The 15,936-nt window shown below is 66.3% G+C and carries 14 protein-coding genes; all 14 read right to left on the bottom strand.

The window, feature by feature from the left end; translation table 11 throughout:
• Positions 1 to 189: 189 nt before the first annotated feature.
• Positions 190 to 486, bottom strand: coding sequence for a cupin domain-containing protein (locus CGR01S_RS05590; protein WP_042423387.1), 297 nt, complete (start codon positions 484 to 486; stop codon positions 190 to 192).
• A gap of 79 nt (positions 487 to 565) precedes the next feature.
• Positions 566 to 1,381 (bottom strand): ABC transporter permease, encoded by an 816-nt coding sequence (locus CGR01S_RS05585; RefSeq protein ID WP_042423384.1) that lies wholly within the window; start codon positions 1,379 to 1,381, stop codon positions 566 to 568.
• A gap of 23 nt (positions 1,382 to 1,404) precedes the next feature.
• Positions 1,405 to 2,682, bottom strand: a complete 1,278-nt coding sequence (locus tag CGR01S_RS05580; protein WP_084690569.1) for an ABC transporter permease — start codon at positions 2,680 to 2,682, stop codon at positions 1,405 to 1,407.
• 23 nt (positions 2,683 to 2,705) lie between these two features.
• Complete coding sequence (locus CGR01S_RS05575) at positions 2,706 to 3,749, bottom strand: ABC transporter substrate-binding protein (RefSeq protein ID WP_042423381.1); 1,044 nt, start codon at positions 3,747 to 3,749, stop codon at positions 2,706 to 2,708.
• A gap of 35 nt (positions 3,750 to 3,784) precedes the next feature.
• A complete protein-coding gene (locus tag CGR01S_RS05570) occupies positions 3,785 to 4,861 on the bottom strand; it encodes an ABC transporter ATP-binding protein (protein WP_042423378.1) in 1,077 nt (358 codons plus the stop codon).
• Positions 4,862 to 5,180: 319 nt separating this feature from the next.
• Positions 5,181 to 6,392, bottom strand: coding sequence for an ABC transporter substrate-binding protein (locus CGR01S_RS05565; RefSeq protein WP_042423375.1), 1,212 nt, complete (start codon positions 6,390 to 6,392; stop codon positions 5,181 to 5,183).
• Positions 6,393 to 6,457: 65 nt separating this feature from the next.
• Positions 6,458 to 7,525, bottom strand: a complete 1,068-nt coding sequence (locus CGR01S_RS05560) for a branched-chain amino acid ABC transporter permease (protein ID WP_042423372.1) — start codon at positions 7,523 to 7,525, stop codon at positions 6,458 to 6,460.
• 53 nt (positions 7,526 to 7,578) lie between these two features.
• Entirely contained in the window at positions 7,579 to 8,493 is a 915-nt protein-coding gene (locus CGR01S_RS05555; protein ID WP_042423369.1) for a branched-chain amino acid ABC transporter permease, read from the bottom strand.
• Between the two features lie 53 nt (positions 8,494 to 8,546).
• Positions 8,547 to 9,332, bottom strand: a complete 786-nt coding sequence (locus CGR01S_RS05550) for an ABC transporter ATP-binding protein (RefSeq protein WP_217997525.1) — start codon at positions 9,330 to 9,332, stop codon at positions 8,547 to 8,549.
• Entirely contained in the window at positions 9,329 to 10,126 is a 798-nt protein-coding gene (locus CGR01S_RS05545; RefSeq protein ID WP_042423366.1) for an ABC transporter ATP-binding protein, read from the bottom strand. Before CGR01S_RS05545 ends, CGR01S_RS05550 begins: the two co-directional genes overlap by 4 nt.
• Before the next feature lie 17 nt (positions 10,127 to 10,143).
• The gene (capA, locus tag CGR01S_RS05540; protein ID WP_042423544.1) at positions 10,144 to 12,225 is read right to left on the bottom strand and encodes a caprolactamase subunit alpha; all 2,082 of its coding nucleotides are present in this window, start codon (positions 12,223 to 12,225) and stop codon (positions 10,144 to 10,146) included.
• 63 nt (positions 12,226 to 12,288) lie between these two features.
• Positions 12,289 to 14,031: a caprolactamase subunit beta gene (capB, locus tag CGR01S_RS05535; protein ID WP_042423363.1), complete on the bottom strand. Its 1,743-nt coding sequence runs from the start codon at positions 14,029 to 14,031 to the stop codon at positions 12,289 to 12,291.
• Between the two features lie 224 nt (positions 14,032 to 14,255).
• Positions 14,256 to 15,218: an AraC-like ligand-binding domain-containing protein gene (locus CGR01S_RS05530; RefSeq protein WP_042423541.1), complete on the bottom strand. Its 963-nt coding sequence runs from the start codon at positions 15,216 to 15,218 to the stop codon at positions 14,256 to 14,258.
• 227 nt (positions 15,219 to 15,445) lie between these two features.
• Positions 15,446 to 15,880, bottom strand: a complete 435-nt coding sequence (locus CGR01S_RS05525) for a GNAT family N-acetyltransferase (protein ID WP_042423360.1) — start codon at positions 15,878 to 15,880, stop codon at positions 15,446 to 15,448.
• Positions 15,881 to 15,936: the final 56 nt, after the last annotated feature.

Genomic DNA, 15,936 nt, shown 5'->3' with positions numbered 1-15,936 from the left:
CGATCAGACCGTCGGTCTTGAGCAGGCTGGGGTCCTTGAGTGCGGCGAGGGGGCTGGGGGCGGGGGTGTGGGACATGAAGGCTCCGACGGTACGAAGGGTAGAAAGGGCAGGAACTTACCGCAAATGCTGCGGGGCGCGGTGCACGGGGGTGACGCTGACCCTGCGCGCAGCCGGTGTTTTGTGCGGGGCTACAGCAGCTCGATTTCGATGAACGCCACCTCGTGGCCCGTGGGGTTGATGACGTTGTGCGCCGTGCCCACGGGCCGGGTGTAGGACTGGCCGGGCGCGAGCGGTACGCGCCGCTCGCCCTCGGGTGTCTGGAGCAGCAGTTCGCCGCCGGTGGTGGGCACCACCACATAGTCGTGCCCATGGGTGTGCCAGCCGGTCTCGGCGCCCGGCGGGAAGCGCCACTCGGTCACCACGGTGCGGGCGTTGCGGATCTGCTCGGTGGCGATGGCGGCGGGGCGTGAGGCGGTAGTGGTCATGGTGTGCTATTGAAATGTTAGCTGCTTGCGCTTGCTATATAAGCGCTGGAGGCCTTTTTTGCTTGTGAAACCGCCGCGCTCACCGGCGCCGGCCGCGCAGCCACTCCAGCGTCATCATCAGCGCCGTGGTGAACAGCGTCAGCAGGGTGGCCACGGCGGCGATCACAGGCGAGATGTTCTCGCGGATGCCGGTGAACATCTGGCGCGGCAGCGTGACCTGCTCGGGCCCGGCGAGGAACAGCGTGACCACCACCTCGTCGAACGAGGCCGCAAAGGCGAACAGCGCGCCCGAGATCACGCCCGGCGCGATCACCGGCAGCGTGACCTTGAAAAAGGTCTGCACCGGCCCGGCACCCAGGCTCAGGCTGGCCTTGACCAGGTTCTGGTTGAAGCCCTGCAGCGTGGCCAGCACGGTGGTGACGACGAAGGGCGCGCCCAGCGCGGCGTGCACCAGCACCAGGCCCAGGTAGGTTTCCGACAGGCCCAGGCGGGCGAAGAACAGGTAGGTGCTCACCGCCACGACGATGATGGGCACCACCATGGGCGAGATCAGCAGGGCGCTGAGCAGGCCCTTGCCCAGAAAGCGCGTGCGCGCCAGCCCCATGGCGGCCAGCGTGCCCAGGGTGGTGGCCAGCAGCGTGGCCAGCGGCGCGACGATGAAGCTGTTGCGCGCGGCGCGCGCCCATTCGGCCGAGGCAAAGAGCTCGCGGTACCACTGCAGCGACCAGCCCGGCAGGGGGTAGGCCAGGAAGGAGCCGCTGGAGAACGACAGCGGCACGATGACGAACACCGGCAGCAGCAGGAACAGCAGCACCGCGGCGCTGAAGGCGCGCAGCCCCACCCAGCCGAGCTTGTCGGCCAGGCGGTAGTGCGCGGGGAAGTAGGCGGTTTTCATGGCGGGGTCTTTCGCGCGGGGTCTCATCCCATGTTCAGCTCGGCCTTGCCGAACTTGCGGTACACGGCGTACAGCATCAGCGTGGTCACCAGCAGCACCGAGCCGAGCGCGGCGGCCATGCCCCAGTTGACTTCCACGTTGGTGTACTGGGCCACGTAGTAGCTCAGCATCTGGTCGCTGGGGCCGCCCAGCAGGGCGGGGGTGACGTAGTAGCCGATGGCCGTGATGAACACCAGCAGGCCGCCTGCGGCCACGCCGGGGTAGGTCTGCGGCACGTAGACGCGGAAGAACGCCGCCAGCGGCGTGCTGCCCAGCGACACCGCGGCGCGCAGGTAGTTCGGCGGGATGGACTTCATCACGCTGTACAGCGGCAGCACCAGGAAGGGCAGCAGGATGTGCACCATGGCGATGACCACGCCCAGCCGGTTGAACAGCAGGGGCACGGGCGTGTCCGTCACGCCCAGGCCCAGGAGCAGGCGGTTGATGAGGCCATTGCTCTGCAGGAGCACGATCCAGGCGGCGATGCGCACCAGCACCGAAGTCCAGAACGGCACCAGCACCAGGATCATCATCAGGTTGGCGCGCCGCTCGCTCAGGGTGCTGAGCCAGTAGGCCAGCGGGTAGCCGATGAGGATGGCGATCAGCGTGACCGTGGCGCTCATCTCGAAGGTGCGCAGCAGGATGTCACGGAACGCCGCGGCTTCGGCCGGCACGGCCACCACCTCGCCCTGGGCCGTGCGCTGCAGGTCCACGGAGGCGAGCAGGTAGTCCGGCGTCCAGCGCGCGGCATTCTTGGCAATGGCCTGCCAGTAGGGCAGCTCGGCCCAGCGCGGGTCGAGCTCCAGCATGTGCGCGCGCACCTGGGCCTCGCTCCACTGGCTGTCGAAGGGCAGGGCGCGGTAGGTGCCCATGATGAGCGAGCGCGCGCCGCTGACCTCGCTGTTGAGGCGCCGCGCCAGCGCGCCGGCCTGCGCGCCCTCCTGCAACTGGGCCAGGTCCTGCGCCAGGGCGGCGTAGGCCGCATCGGGCGGGGCGCTCGTGCCGTCCCAGCGGGCCAGCACGCCGCCGGTGCGGCCGAGGGTGTCGGCCACCTCGGGGTTTTCGATGGCACGCACCATCAGCCCCGCCAGCGGGACGATGAACACCGCCACCAGAAACGCCAGCAACGGCAGGGTGAGTGCCACCGAGCGCAGGCGGCGCCGGCGCTCTGCGGTGCGCAGCTGGCGCCGCAGGTTGGCGGGCGCGGCGGCTTCGGCAGCCTGGGGGGCGTCAGCGGGCAGGGCCATGGCAGCGGTGTTCATAGCGGTTCAGCCTGAGAGGGGGCTTACTGCGCAGCCCAGGCGGCAAAGCGCTTTTCCAGGGCCTCGCCCTGGTCGGCCCAGAAGGCCACGTCAAAGCGCAGCGCGTCCTTGGCGTTCTCGTGCGAGGTCGGCAGGAGCGCCTGGGTCTTGGCGTCGAGCTTGGCCATGGCCTTGGTGTTGGTCGGGCCGTAGGAGATGTGGCGCGCGTAGTCGGCCTGGGCGTCGGCGCTGCTGGCCAGGGCGATGAACTTCATGGCCGCGTCCTTGTTCGCCACGCCCTTGGGCATGACCCAGAAGTCCAGGTCGTAGATGCCGCCGGCCCAGGTGATCTTGAGGTTCTGGCCCTCGCGCTGCGCGGCGTCGATGCGGCCGCTGAAGGCGCTGGTCATGGCCACGTCGCCCGCCACCAGGAACTGCGGGGGCAGGGCGCCGGCTTCCCACCACTGGATGTGGGGCTTGAGCTCGGCCAGCTTCTTGAAGGCGCGGTCGGCGCCGTCCTTGGTGGCCAGCACCTTGTACACGTCGGCGGCCTTCACGCCGTCGGCCAGGAGGGCGAACTCGAGGTTGTAGCGCGCGCCCTTGCGCAGGCCGCGCTTGCCGGGGAATTTCTTCACGTCCCAGAAGTCGGCCCAGCCGGTGGGGGCGGTCTTGAGCTTGTCGCCGTTGTAGGCCAGCACCGTGGACCACACGAAGGTGCCCACGCCGCAGTCGTGCACGGCGGCGGGCAGGAAGTCGGCCTTGTTGCCGATCTTGCTCCAGTCCATGCGCTCGAACAGGCCTTCGTCGCAGCCGCGGCTGATGTCCGGGCCCTCCACCTCGACCACGTCCCAGGTGACCTTCTTGGCCTCGACCATGGCCTTGATGCGCGCCTGCTCGCCGTTGTACTCCACCTGCGTGATCTTGCCGCCCGTGGCCTTCTCATAGGCCTCGAAATAGGCCTTCTTCTGGGCCGCGCCATTGGCGCCGCCGAAGTTCACGACCGTGAGGTTGTGCTGCGCCAGGGCCGGCAGGGCCAGCGCCAGGGCGCCGGCGAGCAGCAGGGGGCGAAGGGTGGGGGTGGATTTCATGCTTTTGTCTCCTTGAGGGTGTGGGGGAAAAGGGGTCAGAGGTACACGCGCGTGTGCTGCGCCGGTGCGTGCAGGTGCACGGTGTGGCCGGGGGTGGGCACGCCCTGGTGGTTGAGTGCCAGCTTGACCATGACCTCGGCCTGGCTGGCCATGCGGCAGCGCAGGCGCAGGTGGTCGCCGAAATAGATCACGTCCATCACCGTGCCCGGCAGGGTGTTGGCGCTCGCGCCATCGGCGAGCTCGATGCGCTCGGGGCGCACGCTGCACTGCACGGCGTCGCCCACGGCGGCGCGGTTGACGTTGATGCCGCGCAGGCGCGCACCATCGGGCAGCACGACTTCGCATTCGCCCCCTTCGGCGGCGTGCACGCGCGCATCGAGCACGGCGTTGTCGCCCACGAAATTGGCCACGAAGCGGTTGACCGGCGTCTCGTACAGCCGGTCCACGCGGTCGATCTGCTGGATGCGCCCGTCGTTGAATACGGCCACGCGGTCGGACATGGTCAGCGCCTCGGCCTGGTCGTGCGTCACATAGACGAAGGTCACGCCCAGGCGGCGGTGCAGGGCCTTGAGCTCGAGCTGCATGTGCTCGCGCAACTGCTTGTCCAGCGCGCCCAGGGGCTCGTCCATGAGCACGAGCTGCGGGTCGAACACCAGGGCGCGTGCCAGCGCCACGCGCTGCTGCTGCCCGCCCGAGAGCTGCGCCGGGTAGCGCAGGCCCATGGTGTCCATCTGCACCATCTCCAGGGCGCGCTTGACCTTGGCCTCGCGCTCGGCAGCGGCAAGTTTGCGCACGCGCAGCGGGTAGGCAATGTTCTCGGCCACGGTCATGTGCGGGAACAGCGCGTAGTTCTGGAACACCATGCCGAAGTTGCGCTTGTGCGGCGGCGTGCGCGTGATGGGCGTGCCGTTGAGGACGATCTCGCCCGCGGTGGGCGACTCGAACCCGGCGAGCATCATCAGCGTGGTGGTCTTGCCCGAGCCCGAAGGCCCCAGCAGGGAGAGGAACTCGCCGCGCTGGATGTCCAGGTTCAGGTCGCGCACCACCAGGCTGGTGCCGTCATAGGTCTTTTGCACACCCCGGAAGGTGACGAGGGCGTCGCTTGCGGTCATGGGTCAGGAGCTCGCAGTGGGTGGTCGATGAGGCTGACTGTACGGCGTCCAGACCCATGCCGACATATACAGATGGCCGCCGGGAAGCGGCGCACTGTGCAGGAGCACAAGCCTCTACATAGAAACCCTGAACAAACATATCCCCCCACAGTTCGTCACGAACTGTGTTTGCTATTTTTTCTGTAGCTTGTAGCGCTTATCCCCTATGTGCTACATGGCATTTTTCCTTTGCTTTTGTCTGCGGCGGCCGTGGGGCGCAGGGGCCGCCGCAGACGGGTGGTGCAGGGCGCGCGGCAACGACCAGCGCGCCCGCGCGCGGTCAGCGCTTGAGCAGCACAGGCAGCGGAACGGGCTTGGACAGCGTCCACTCATCCACGATGCCGGGCTTGCCGGCCTTGATCTCGGAAATCAGCATGCGCGCCTGGTTCTGGTGGTGGATTTCCTTGGTGAAGGTGCGCGGCCCGAACAGCGTGGGTTCGTTGCGCATCTTTTCCAGCTCGGCCGTCACGGGCTCGGCATCCGTGCTCTTGGAGCGCTCGACCGCCTTGGCCCAGACCTCGATCAGCGAATAGCCGGGATACACATAGGTGCTCGATGGACGTGCGCCGTAGCGCTTCTCGAAGGCCTTGTTGAACTCCTCCACCTTGGGGTTGGGGTCGTCGCCGTAGATGGAGCCCTGGACCGGAACCACGAAGTTGGACAGGCCAGGCACCGAGTCGAGCCAGTAGCTGCCATCGACGGCTGCGCCGTTGAGGATGAGCGAATTGATGCCGGCCGCCCGCAACTGGCGCACTGCGCTGGCCGCACCCGGGATGACGGAGCACAGCATGATGGCGTCGGGCTCCTTGGGCAGGGCCTTGATGCGGGAGATCTGCGCGGCGATCGAGGCGTCGTTGTTCTTGAAGTTGTCGCGGCCCAGCACCTTCAGGCCTTCGAGCTGGGGCGCCATCCAGTCAAAGCCGGTGCAAATGCCCTTGTTGTACTCAATGCTGGTGTCCAGCAGCACGTAGGCATCGCGCACCTTGCGCTTTCTGTAGGCCCATTCGGCCATGATGCCGCCCTGCACGGCGCCCAGCACCGAGGAACTGAACGAGTTCTTGCCCACGCCCTGTATGCCCGCCTTGATGTCCTCGGCGCACAGGAAGAACGACACCTTGCCGCGCTTCTGGGCCTCCAGGGCCGCGGGCGCGCCAAAGTCGTAGTCGCAGCTCACCACCAGCAGGTCGGCGCCCTTGTCCAGCGCCTCCAGGCCCGCCTTGGCGCTTTGTGCGCGGTCGGTCTTGGTGTCGGTCTCGATGACCTTGATCTTGCGGCCGAGCAGGCCCCCGGCGGCGTTGATCTCATCGATGCGGATCATGGCCGCCCGGCGTGCGGGCGTGTCGTAGGCCTCCAGCCAGCCGGACTTGGCGTTGGCAAAGGCGACGATGATCTCCTTGTCGGCCTGGGCATGGGCCAGGCTGCCGAGCAGCAGACCGGCGGCCAGGCCCAGCAACGAGGTGCGCAGGCGCGTGGGAAGGTTCCGAGGGGTCATGGTTTGTCTCCTTGTGTTGATCCATGAGGGGAAGGGAAAGGGGGCAGCGCAGGCGGGCGGCCGCGTCAATGCGGGCGCGCTTGCTGCAGATCGAGGGGTTTGCCGGCCAGGCCGGCCACGGGCGCGGTGCGCGGCCATTGCCAGTCACGGCCCTGCATCAGGCCGGCGGGGCGCAGGATCAGGGCCAGCACCATGGCGATGCCCGTGAAAAGCTCCTGGCCGCCGCTGGGGATCTGCAGTTCCATGCCGGCGATGGAGACGCCCGTTTCCAGGCGGATCAGCACCTCGATCAGGGCTGAAATCACCATGACGCCGGTCACTGCGCCGCTCAGGCTCGTGCTGCCGCCGATGATCAGCATGGCCAGGCAGATGAAGGTGCGCCCGAGGTAGTAGGCGTCGGGGTTGACCACGCCCAGGAATTGCGCATCCAGCGCCCCGCCCAGGCCGCAGACAAAGGCGCTGAGCACAAAGGCCACGAGCAGCTGGCGCCAGGCGTTGATGCCGCAACTGCGCGCGGCCACCGGCTCCTCGCGCACGGCGCGCAGCGCCAGGCCAAAGCGGGACACCCCATGCCAATGGGCCAGGGCGATGGCCGCCACGGCAAAGGCCAGGGCTTGCAGCACGCCCACCGTGGTGGGCACACCGACGATGGAACTCGACCCGGCGGTGACGCTGTCCCAGTTGGAATACACCACGTTGAAGATGGCCAGCAGAGAAAACGTGGCGATGGAAGCGGCAATGCCGTTGAGACGCAGGATGGCCGCGCCCACGATCAGGGCCGCCAAGGCCGCCAGGCCGCCGGCCAGCAGCGATGCCGGCACCCAGGGCATGGCCGACTGCAGCATGAATTCCGGCAGGCCCGTGAGCACGTATTGCTTGATGCTGGGCTCCATCGTGGTCCAGGCCACGCCGTAGGCCCCCACGCCCACGAAGGCGATGTGGCCAAAGCTGATCAACCCCGAGTGCCCGATGAAGATGTACATCCCCACCACCATGACGACGCGGATGAGCACCTCGGTCATGGTGCGTTGCACGCCGCTGGAGGCGAGCAGGGCGAGCAGGGCCAGGACCAGCAAGGCCAGGCAGAGCAGCGCGGGTGTTTCCAGTCGGTGGCGTTGCAGAAAGAGTTTCATGGAAGAACCCATTGGGACGATGCGGACAAAAGGGGGATGGCGCGCCCGGCGGCTTACACGCGCTGGCGGGAAGCGCCGGTGATGAACAGACCGTTGGGGCGCCACAGCAGCAGGGCGATGACGCTGAGGTAGACAAAGGCGTCGCGAAAGGCGCGTGCATCCAGCGGCAGCCAGGCTTGCAGGGCCGTGCTGGCAAAGCCGATCAGAAAGCCGCCCAGCACGGCCCCCATGAGACTGCCCAGCCCGCCAATCACGGTGGAGACAAAAGCCACCAGCATCATGGGCGTGCCCATGCGCACATCGACCAGCCCGGTCTGGTTCACCATGAACAGGCCGATCAGGGCGGCCAATGCGCCGCTCATGGCGAATGCCACCAGGATCACCCGGTTGGCCTTGACGCCCAGCATGCGCGCCATGTCGAAGTCCTCGGCCGCGGCGCGCATCTCCAGCCCGGCGCGGGTGTAGCGCAGCATCCACGCCAGGCCCAGCAGCAAGGCCACGGTGATGGCAATCATCAGCATCTGCAGCGCCGGGACACGGGCGCCCCAGACCTCCACGGCCTGGTTCAGTTCGGGCCACAGGTTGACGGCCTTGGCGCGGCTGCTGTGCAGGGCCAGCAGGACGTTCTGGATGACGAAGCCCAGGGCGAACGCGGCCATCATGGTGGTGGCCGGCGCGGCCTGGCGCAAATGGCGGAAGACCAGCACTTCGGACAGCATGGCCAGCGCCGCGCCCACGGCGAGCACCGTGATGACGATCAGCGGCGTGGACCAGGCACCCACCCACAGAGGCGCGACGGCCTCGGTGGTCGGGGCCACCAGCACGAAGATGGCGAAGGTCATGACGTCGCCATGCGCAAAATTGACCAGGCGCATGACGCCGAAGATCAGCGCGATGCCCAGCGCCCCCAGGGCATACAGGCTGCCCAGGCTCAGGGCGTCGAAAAGGTACTGGAGTGTGGCGGTCATGGTGCAGGTCGTGGGTGAGGGGTGGCCGGCAAAGGCATTCGGGCCGATGCGCTTCAGGTGGGCAGTGGTGCGGCAGCGTTCTGCGCGTGCGCACTCTCGCGGGCGCCAGCGTCCGGGGGGGTGTCGTAGCCGAAATAGGCCTGCTGCATGCGTTCGGGCGAGATCTGGCGCGGGTCACCCTCCAGCACGATGCCGCCTTCGCGCAGCATCACCATGCGGCCGCCGGTCAGCAGGGCGCGGCTGGCGCTTTGCTCGACGATGAGCAGCGTCAGGTCGCGCTCGGCACGCAGGCGCAAAAGGGCTTCATAGACCTGGTCGGTCACCCGCGGCGCCAGGCCCAGCGAAGGTTCGTCGATGGCCAGCAGGCGCGGCGCCGCCATGAGGGCACGGGCAATCACCAGCATCTGCTGCTGGCCGCCGGAGAGCAGGCCGGCCTGGCTGTTGGAGCGCTCGCGCAGCAGGGGGAACACGTCGAGCAGGTAGTCGAGATCTGCCGCCACGGCCATGGCATTGCGCCGCATGCCCGTGCCTATGCGCAGGTTTTCCAGCACCGTCATGGAGCCGAAGACCTGCCGCCCCTCGGGCACCAGGGAAAATCCGCTGGCCGCCACCGTCTCGGGTGCATGCCCGCTGGTGAGCTGGCCGTTGAAGATGACCTTTCCCTGGCGCGGCCTGACCAGGCCGGCAATGGTTTTCATCAGCGTGGACTTGCCGGCGCCGTTGGGGCCGGTGACCATGACGGTTTCGCCTGCGTGCACGGTCAGGTGGATGCCGCGCAGCGCGGTAATGCCGCCGTAGCGCACGTGCAGGTCCTGGATGCTCAAGAGGGGCATGCTCATGCGGCAATCTCCATGGCAGGGGGGGCGGGTGCGGGCAGGGGGGCCGCGTCTTCGGTGCCGTCTCCGGCGCTGCCCATGTAGGCATGGCGCACGCGCTCGCTGCTGCGGATGGCCTGCGGATCCCCCTGGGCGATGACTTCTCCGGCATCCATGACCACGATGTGGCTGCAGATGCTCAAGACCAGGCGCACGTTGTGCTCGATGAGCAGCACGCCGCATCCGATCTGCTGCACGATCTGGGCGATGGTGTCGCGCAGGTCGCTGGCCTCGTGTTCGCTCATGCCCGCCGCGGGTTCGTCGAGCAGCAGAAAGGCCGGGTTGCCCACCACGGCGCGGGCAATGCCCACGCGGCGCTCGTCGGTGTAGGGCAGGGCGCTGGCGCCCAGGGGCGCCAGGTGCTCCAGCCCCAGGGCGTGCAGCACACGGCGGGCCTCGGCCTCAGCCTGCCGGCGGGACAGCCCCAGGCCCACGCCCGCCGCTTCCAGGTTGTCCTGCACCGTCAGGCCCCGGAAGAGGCGCCCGCCCTGGAATGTGCGCGCCACGCCGAGCCGCCGGAAGGCATCCGCGCCCAGGCCGTGCAAGGGCTGCTCGTCGAGCCGCACCCGGCCCTCGTCCGGGGTGTTGAAGCCGCTCAGCACGTTGACCATGGTGGTCTTGCCGGCGCCATTGGGCCCGATGAGGCCGAGCACCTTGCCGCGCTCGAGCGTGAGGCTGACCGACTTGAGTGCGCGCACTCCCGAAAAGGTCAGGCTGACGCCCTCGGCGTGCAGGTAGTGGGCAGGGGTATGCTGCATGGCGACCAGGCGTTTCGTCAGCGGCGGGTGCCCTGGGTGATGATGTAGGTGCCGCTGCCATCGAGCCGCGCCACCCAGCCCGGGTTGATGACGATGGTGGTGGTGGGCTCCTCGATCACCGCCGGGCCGGTGATTTCGTCGTCCGTGCCCAGCATCTCCCCGTCGTACACCGGCGTGAGCAGCGAATGGCCGTCGGCGTCAAAAATCATCTGCCGCCGGGTGCGGATGGCGGCTTCGGCATTCCCGCCCGCCGGCATTTGCGGCGCCGCCAGCGGTGCGCTCTGGCCGTAGACCGTGGCCTCCATGTTGACGATCTCGATCAGGCTGTCGGGCTCGCTGTAGGTGAACAGCTGCTTGTGCAGGTCGTGGAACATCTGCTTGATCTGCTCCAGCGTCGCGGCATTCACGGGGGTGTTGCCGATGACCACCGTGCATTCATGCACCTGGCCGACGTAGCGCATGTCCAGGCTGCGCTTGAACAGGATGCGGCTGGGCGGAACGCCCTCGGCCTGCATGGCCGCCATGCCGTCCTGCTCCAGGCTGCGGAAGCGGCTTTCCAGCTCCTCCAGCGGCGCCTGCGCGTCCAGGCGCATGGGCATGGCCGACATGTAGTTGTATTTGATGTCCGACAGCAGTTGCCCGAAGGCACACAGGCCCGAGGCGAGCTTGGACACGAGCACCGTCTTGCAGCCGATTTCCTGCGCCAGCGCCGTCAGGTGCAGGCCCGTGGCGCCGCCGGCGCCGATCAGCGCGAAGTCGCGCGGGTCATAGCCGCGTTCGATCGACACACGCCGGATGCCGCTGACCATGTTGTTGTTGACGATGCTGAATATGCCGTAGGCCGCCTTCTCCACGCTGATGTGCAAAGGCTCGGCAAGGTGGCGTGCAATGGCCTGGCGCGAAGCGGCCGCGTCGATCGGCAGGCGGCCGCCCAGCAGGGATTCCGGGTTCAGGTAGCCCAGGGCCACGTTGGCGTCGGTCACGGTGGGCAGCGTGCCGCCACGCTGGTAGCAGGCGGGTCCGGGCATGGCACCGGCGGACTGCGGGCCCACGTTGAGCACGCCCATCTGGTCGATCCAGGCAATCGAGCCGCCACCGGCACCCAGGGTTTCCACCTGGATCATCGGAATGCCGATGCGGTAGCGCAGGAAGTCGATGTCCTTGTTGACGTTGGTCTTGCCCTCGTGGGTCAGCGTGATGTCGAACGAGGTGCCGCCCATGTCCACGGTGATAAAGCTGCGGATCCCCAGGGGGTTGGTCAAAAAGCGCCCCGCCATGGGTGCCGATGCGGGCCCCGAGTTGATGGCGCTCACGGCGCGGGACACCATCACATCGCGCGCGGCCATGCCGCCGTTGGACTGGAAGTAGCGCACCGGCACCTTGGTGCCCTGGTCGCGGTAGAAGGCGTCGATGCGTTCGACGTAGTTCATGAGCACCGGCCCCAGGTAGGCGTTGACCACCGCGGTCGAGGTGCGCGTGTACTCGCGCATTTGCGGAAACACCTCCAGGCCGACCGAGACGTACACATCGGGCAGCATTTCGCGCACGATTTCCGCGGCGCGGCGCTCGTGCGCGCCGTTGGCGATGGACCACAGGAAGGACACCGCCACGGCCTGCACGCCTTCCTTGCGGAACACCTCGCAGGCGGCGCGCACATCGTCCTCGTTCAGCGGAACACGGATGCTGCCGTCGGACAGAATGCGCTCACGGATGGGCATACGCAGGTGGCGCTCCACCAGTTGCCTGGCGGGCGGGTACTCGGCGTCGTAGCGGTAGCCTTCTTCCTTGTGGCCCAGGCGGATTTCCAGCGAATCCTCATGCCCGGCGGTGCACACCAGGCCGGTCTTCACCCCTTTGTGCTGGATCAGGGCATTCAGCGCCACGGTGGTGCCGTTCACGCACAGCTCGGTGTTGGCCAGAATCTCGCGCATGGGCTTGCCCAGCTTTTCCGCAATCTGGGCAAAGCCGTCGGCAATGGCGCGGGTGCCGTCCTCGGGGGTCGAGGTGGCCTTGAACAAATGGGTGTTGCCCTGGTCGTCTGCCAGGATGAAATCGGTGAACGTGCCGCCAGCGTCCACGCCCAGTCGGTAGGTCGTCATGGTCTTGTCTTTCTGCAATCGGTAGGGAGGGGCGCAGCACCGCAGGCCGGGCTGCGCGGTCATTCAGGACAGGCGGTTGCCGCAGGCCGTGCCGGTCCAGGAGTGGGTGTCGACCTTGACGCCGTATTCGCGCTCGGCCGCTTCGGTGCTGATGTAGCCATTGCGCACGTCATGCACCACGCGCCAGACCTCGCGCTCCAGCGGATTGCCCCAGCCGCCGCCACCCGGGTTGGTCGTGGCCACACGCTGGCCGGGCTGGACGGTCATGATGGCGTTCTTGCGCATCACCTCGGAGATCTCGGAGCCTTCCTTGCGCTCCACGCGGCCCAGCTTGAGATCGGGGCAGGCACTCGTGGCGCCGTTGGCGCCCAGCGCCGGGTACAGGCGGCCTTCGCCGAAGCTGATGGCCGTCATCTCGTGCTCCAGCGGCTCCACTTCCCACACGGTGGCGCAGCCGCCGCGGTAGTAACCGGCCCCGCCGCTGTCGCGCACCAGGCCGTAGCGGTGGATCTGGATGGGGTACGAGTACTCCATGATCTCGATGTCGCCGGAGCTCAAGGCGCCGAAGCAGCACTGCGGCCCCACGGAGTTCCAGCCGTCCATGTGCGCCGTGGCCCCTGCGCCGCCGATGAGCGAGGCCAGGATCATGGTGACGTAGGATTCGTCCGTGCGCTTGTCGTAGCCCGCAATGTTCAGTCCGCTGGCATGGCACCAGGAGCCCACGGCGCGCTCGGGCGCCGCCTGCTCCAGCGCCAGGCGCACGGCGTCGGTCAGCGTTTCCATGGGCGTGGTCGTGCAGTTGACATGCGGCGCCGGCTCGGCCGCATTGCACAGCGTGCCCTTGGGTCCCAGATCCACCGTCACGCAGCGGTACAGGCCCTCGTTGTAGGGCGGTGCCACCTTGGCAAACATCATCAGCCCCAGGTAAACGCCGGAGTAGGAGTTGCCTTCGTAGGAATTGATGAAATAGGGCACCTGCGGAGGGCTGTCGATACGCACATGGCAGTTTTCGCCCTCGATGGTGACGGTGGCCTTGATGGTCAGCTCGCCCAGGCCATGGCCGGCATCTTCGAGCACGGCGCTGGCCTCGTAGGTGCCGTCCCTGGTGCTCGCAAAGAGCTTGCGCATGGTGCGCTCGGCCATGTCCATGAGCTCGTCGATACAGGCCTGGACTTCGTCCACGCCGTATTTGTCCAGCAGCGCAATCAGGTTGCGCTCGCCGATCTGCACGGCGCCGTACTGGGCGCGCAAATCGCCCTCCCAGTCGCGGCGCGAGCGCACGTTCGAGAGCAGGAAATTGATCACGTCCTGGCGCGGCTTGCCCTTTTCCCACAGCTTGACGGGCGGGATGCGCAGGCCTTCGGCATAGATTTCCTTGGCATCCGGGTTGTAGCCTGCGGGTACCGGGCCGCCGATGTCGGTCACGTGGCCCTTGCAAACGCTCCAGAACACCAGCTTGCCCTGGTAGAACACCGGCTTGTACATGCAGCAGTCGAGGATGTGGCTGCCCATCATCACCGGGTCGTTGTGGTAGATCACGTCGCCCTCGTGTATGTCGTCGCCAAAGTAGTTGGCTACGGCCTTCATGGCCGGCATCAGTCCCCCGAGGTGGATGGGAATGTCCTGGCCTTGCAGGATCATTTCGGCACGGTGGTTGAACAGCGCGTTGCTGTAGTCGTGCGCGACGTTGAACACGCTCGAGCGAGCGGTTTTTTCCAGCGTCAGCGTCATTTCGCGCTGCGTGGTTTCAAGTGCCCCGCGCACCACGGCCAGCGTGATCGGGTCCACTTTGCGTTGATGGGTCATCGTTTTCTCCTGTGTGTGCGGTATCCCGTGGCGGGCTTGCCACGGCGGTTTCCAGAGGCTGGAGCCGGTTGTCCGTTACAGGAGAAATTGTTATTTTTGCAGCCTTGATTGGCTTGTGTTTGCGTGCACCTCCACTTGTGCTGGAGTGCATGGGGCGCTAGGAGTTTCCCTATGACCGTGCCGCGGAAAGACGCGCTGGTGCCCGGCGCAGGGCACCCGTGGTTTCAGAATTCCGCGGCGGAAGTGCTTCCGCGCAGCACTTCCCTGGGGCTGGCGCCGTAGCGGCGCTTGAACGCGTGGCTGAACTGGGTCTGGTCGCTGAAACCACACGCGTAGGCGACCTGGGCAATCGACTGGGTCGCGCAAGCCCTGGTCAATTGCTCGTAGGCTGTTTGCAGGCGCAGATCACGTACCCATTGCGCGACGGTCTGGCCGGTGTCCTTGAACAAGTCGTGAAGATAGCGCAAGGAAATGCTGTTTTCACTGGCGATGGATTCTGGATCCAGGCTGTCATCGGCCAAGTGCCGGCGTACATAGGCTTCGATGCGTGCCAGGTGCGCTGCGCGTACAACGGAGAGCGAGGATTGAAGCACCGACGGCGCCTCCTTCAGCGTCAGGCCCAGCAGTTCGACCAGTTGCATGCCCATCAGCGACAAGGCCTCAGGGCTTTGGCCGGTATCGCAGTGCTTGGTGATGAGCTGCAGGTAGTCGCTGAACAGCTTGCCCATGCCGGTGGTGGTATCGAAGTGCTGGGCGCAGAAGCGGTCCGTATTGCCCACGCGCGCCTTGAGTGCCGCGTCGGGCAGTTTCAGCACCCACATGTCGTTGTGTTCGGCATGGCTGAACTCGTAGGGCTCGTCGCTGTGCTCCAGCAGAAACTGACCTGGGGAGCACTGCGTATTGCGCCCCATCTGCGTGAACTCGACAGCACTGCGCTGAGGCACGGTCACGAGGAGCTCCGGCGCCTTGACCTGGCAGTGCTGGCGCAGACGCTGGTACTGCAGTGCATTGCAATGCAGCCGGGAGAGCGAGACCAGACCCAGATCCCACGACTCCAACGTACCGCAGAAGGTGCTGGTGTCGCGGAAATTCAGTTGAAGGTGAAAGTACGCGTTGGAGATGACTTCACGCCAGAAGCCGAACTCGTGATTTCTCGGAACGTCGGCCGTGGAATAGCGCTGGTACATGGCGGCGCGCATCTCCGTCAAATTTTGTGGAATGAAAGCCCCGGTGCCCTTGCATTGCCTTGGGGCGCAAGTTTTGCGCAAGGGGCACCAGCGTAGGCGATCAAACCATGGCGGGTATTGGGGGTTGTACCTACCCAGGCACTTTTCATCTTTACAGCATATACGCAGGAAAGCCCAGCACGCCACGGCGTGCTGGGGTCGAAAATCTCAGAATGGGTGGTGCAGTATTACAAGGGATAGTCGTAACGGATGAATCCATTGTATTTGGCGATCTTTTCGTACAGAAGCCGTGCGGTCGAATTGTTTTCCTGTGTCATCCAGTAAAAGCGCTGTGCTCCTTCCTGGCGGGCCTGGCGGGCGATCTCGTCAATCAGTGCACGTGCCACACCCTTGCCCCGAGCCTCGGGGGCGGTAAAAAGGTCCTGCAGATAATAAACGGAGCCAGCCCAGGTGCTGTAGTGAGGAAAAAAATGGGCGATGCCCACCAGTTGACCATCCCATCGCGCACCAAGGCCATGGACAGTGCCTGATTCTGCAATCCGGTGCCATGCCGCGTCGAATTCTGCGGCTGTGGTTGGAATGGCATAAAAATCCCGGTACCCCTGTGCAAGCGCCTGCCAGGCCGTTCGATCGGAGGATTCGAGCTTTGATATCTGCAGCATGATGGTATGGGATTTGTAATAAAAAGAGTTATGCTTTGCCAGCCTGAATGCGGTGT

The organism is Comamonas granuli NBRC 101663 (assembly GCF_000739995.1).
Lineage (GTDB): Bacteria > Pseudomonadota > Gammaproteobacteria > Burkholderiales > Burkholderiaceae_C > Simplicispira > Simplicispira granuli.
Note: the sequence above shows the minus strand (reverse complement) of the source record. Positions and strands in the feature narration are given on the sequence as shown.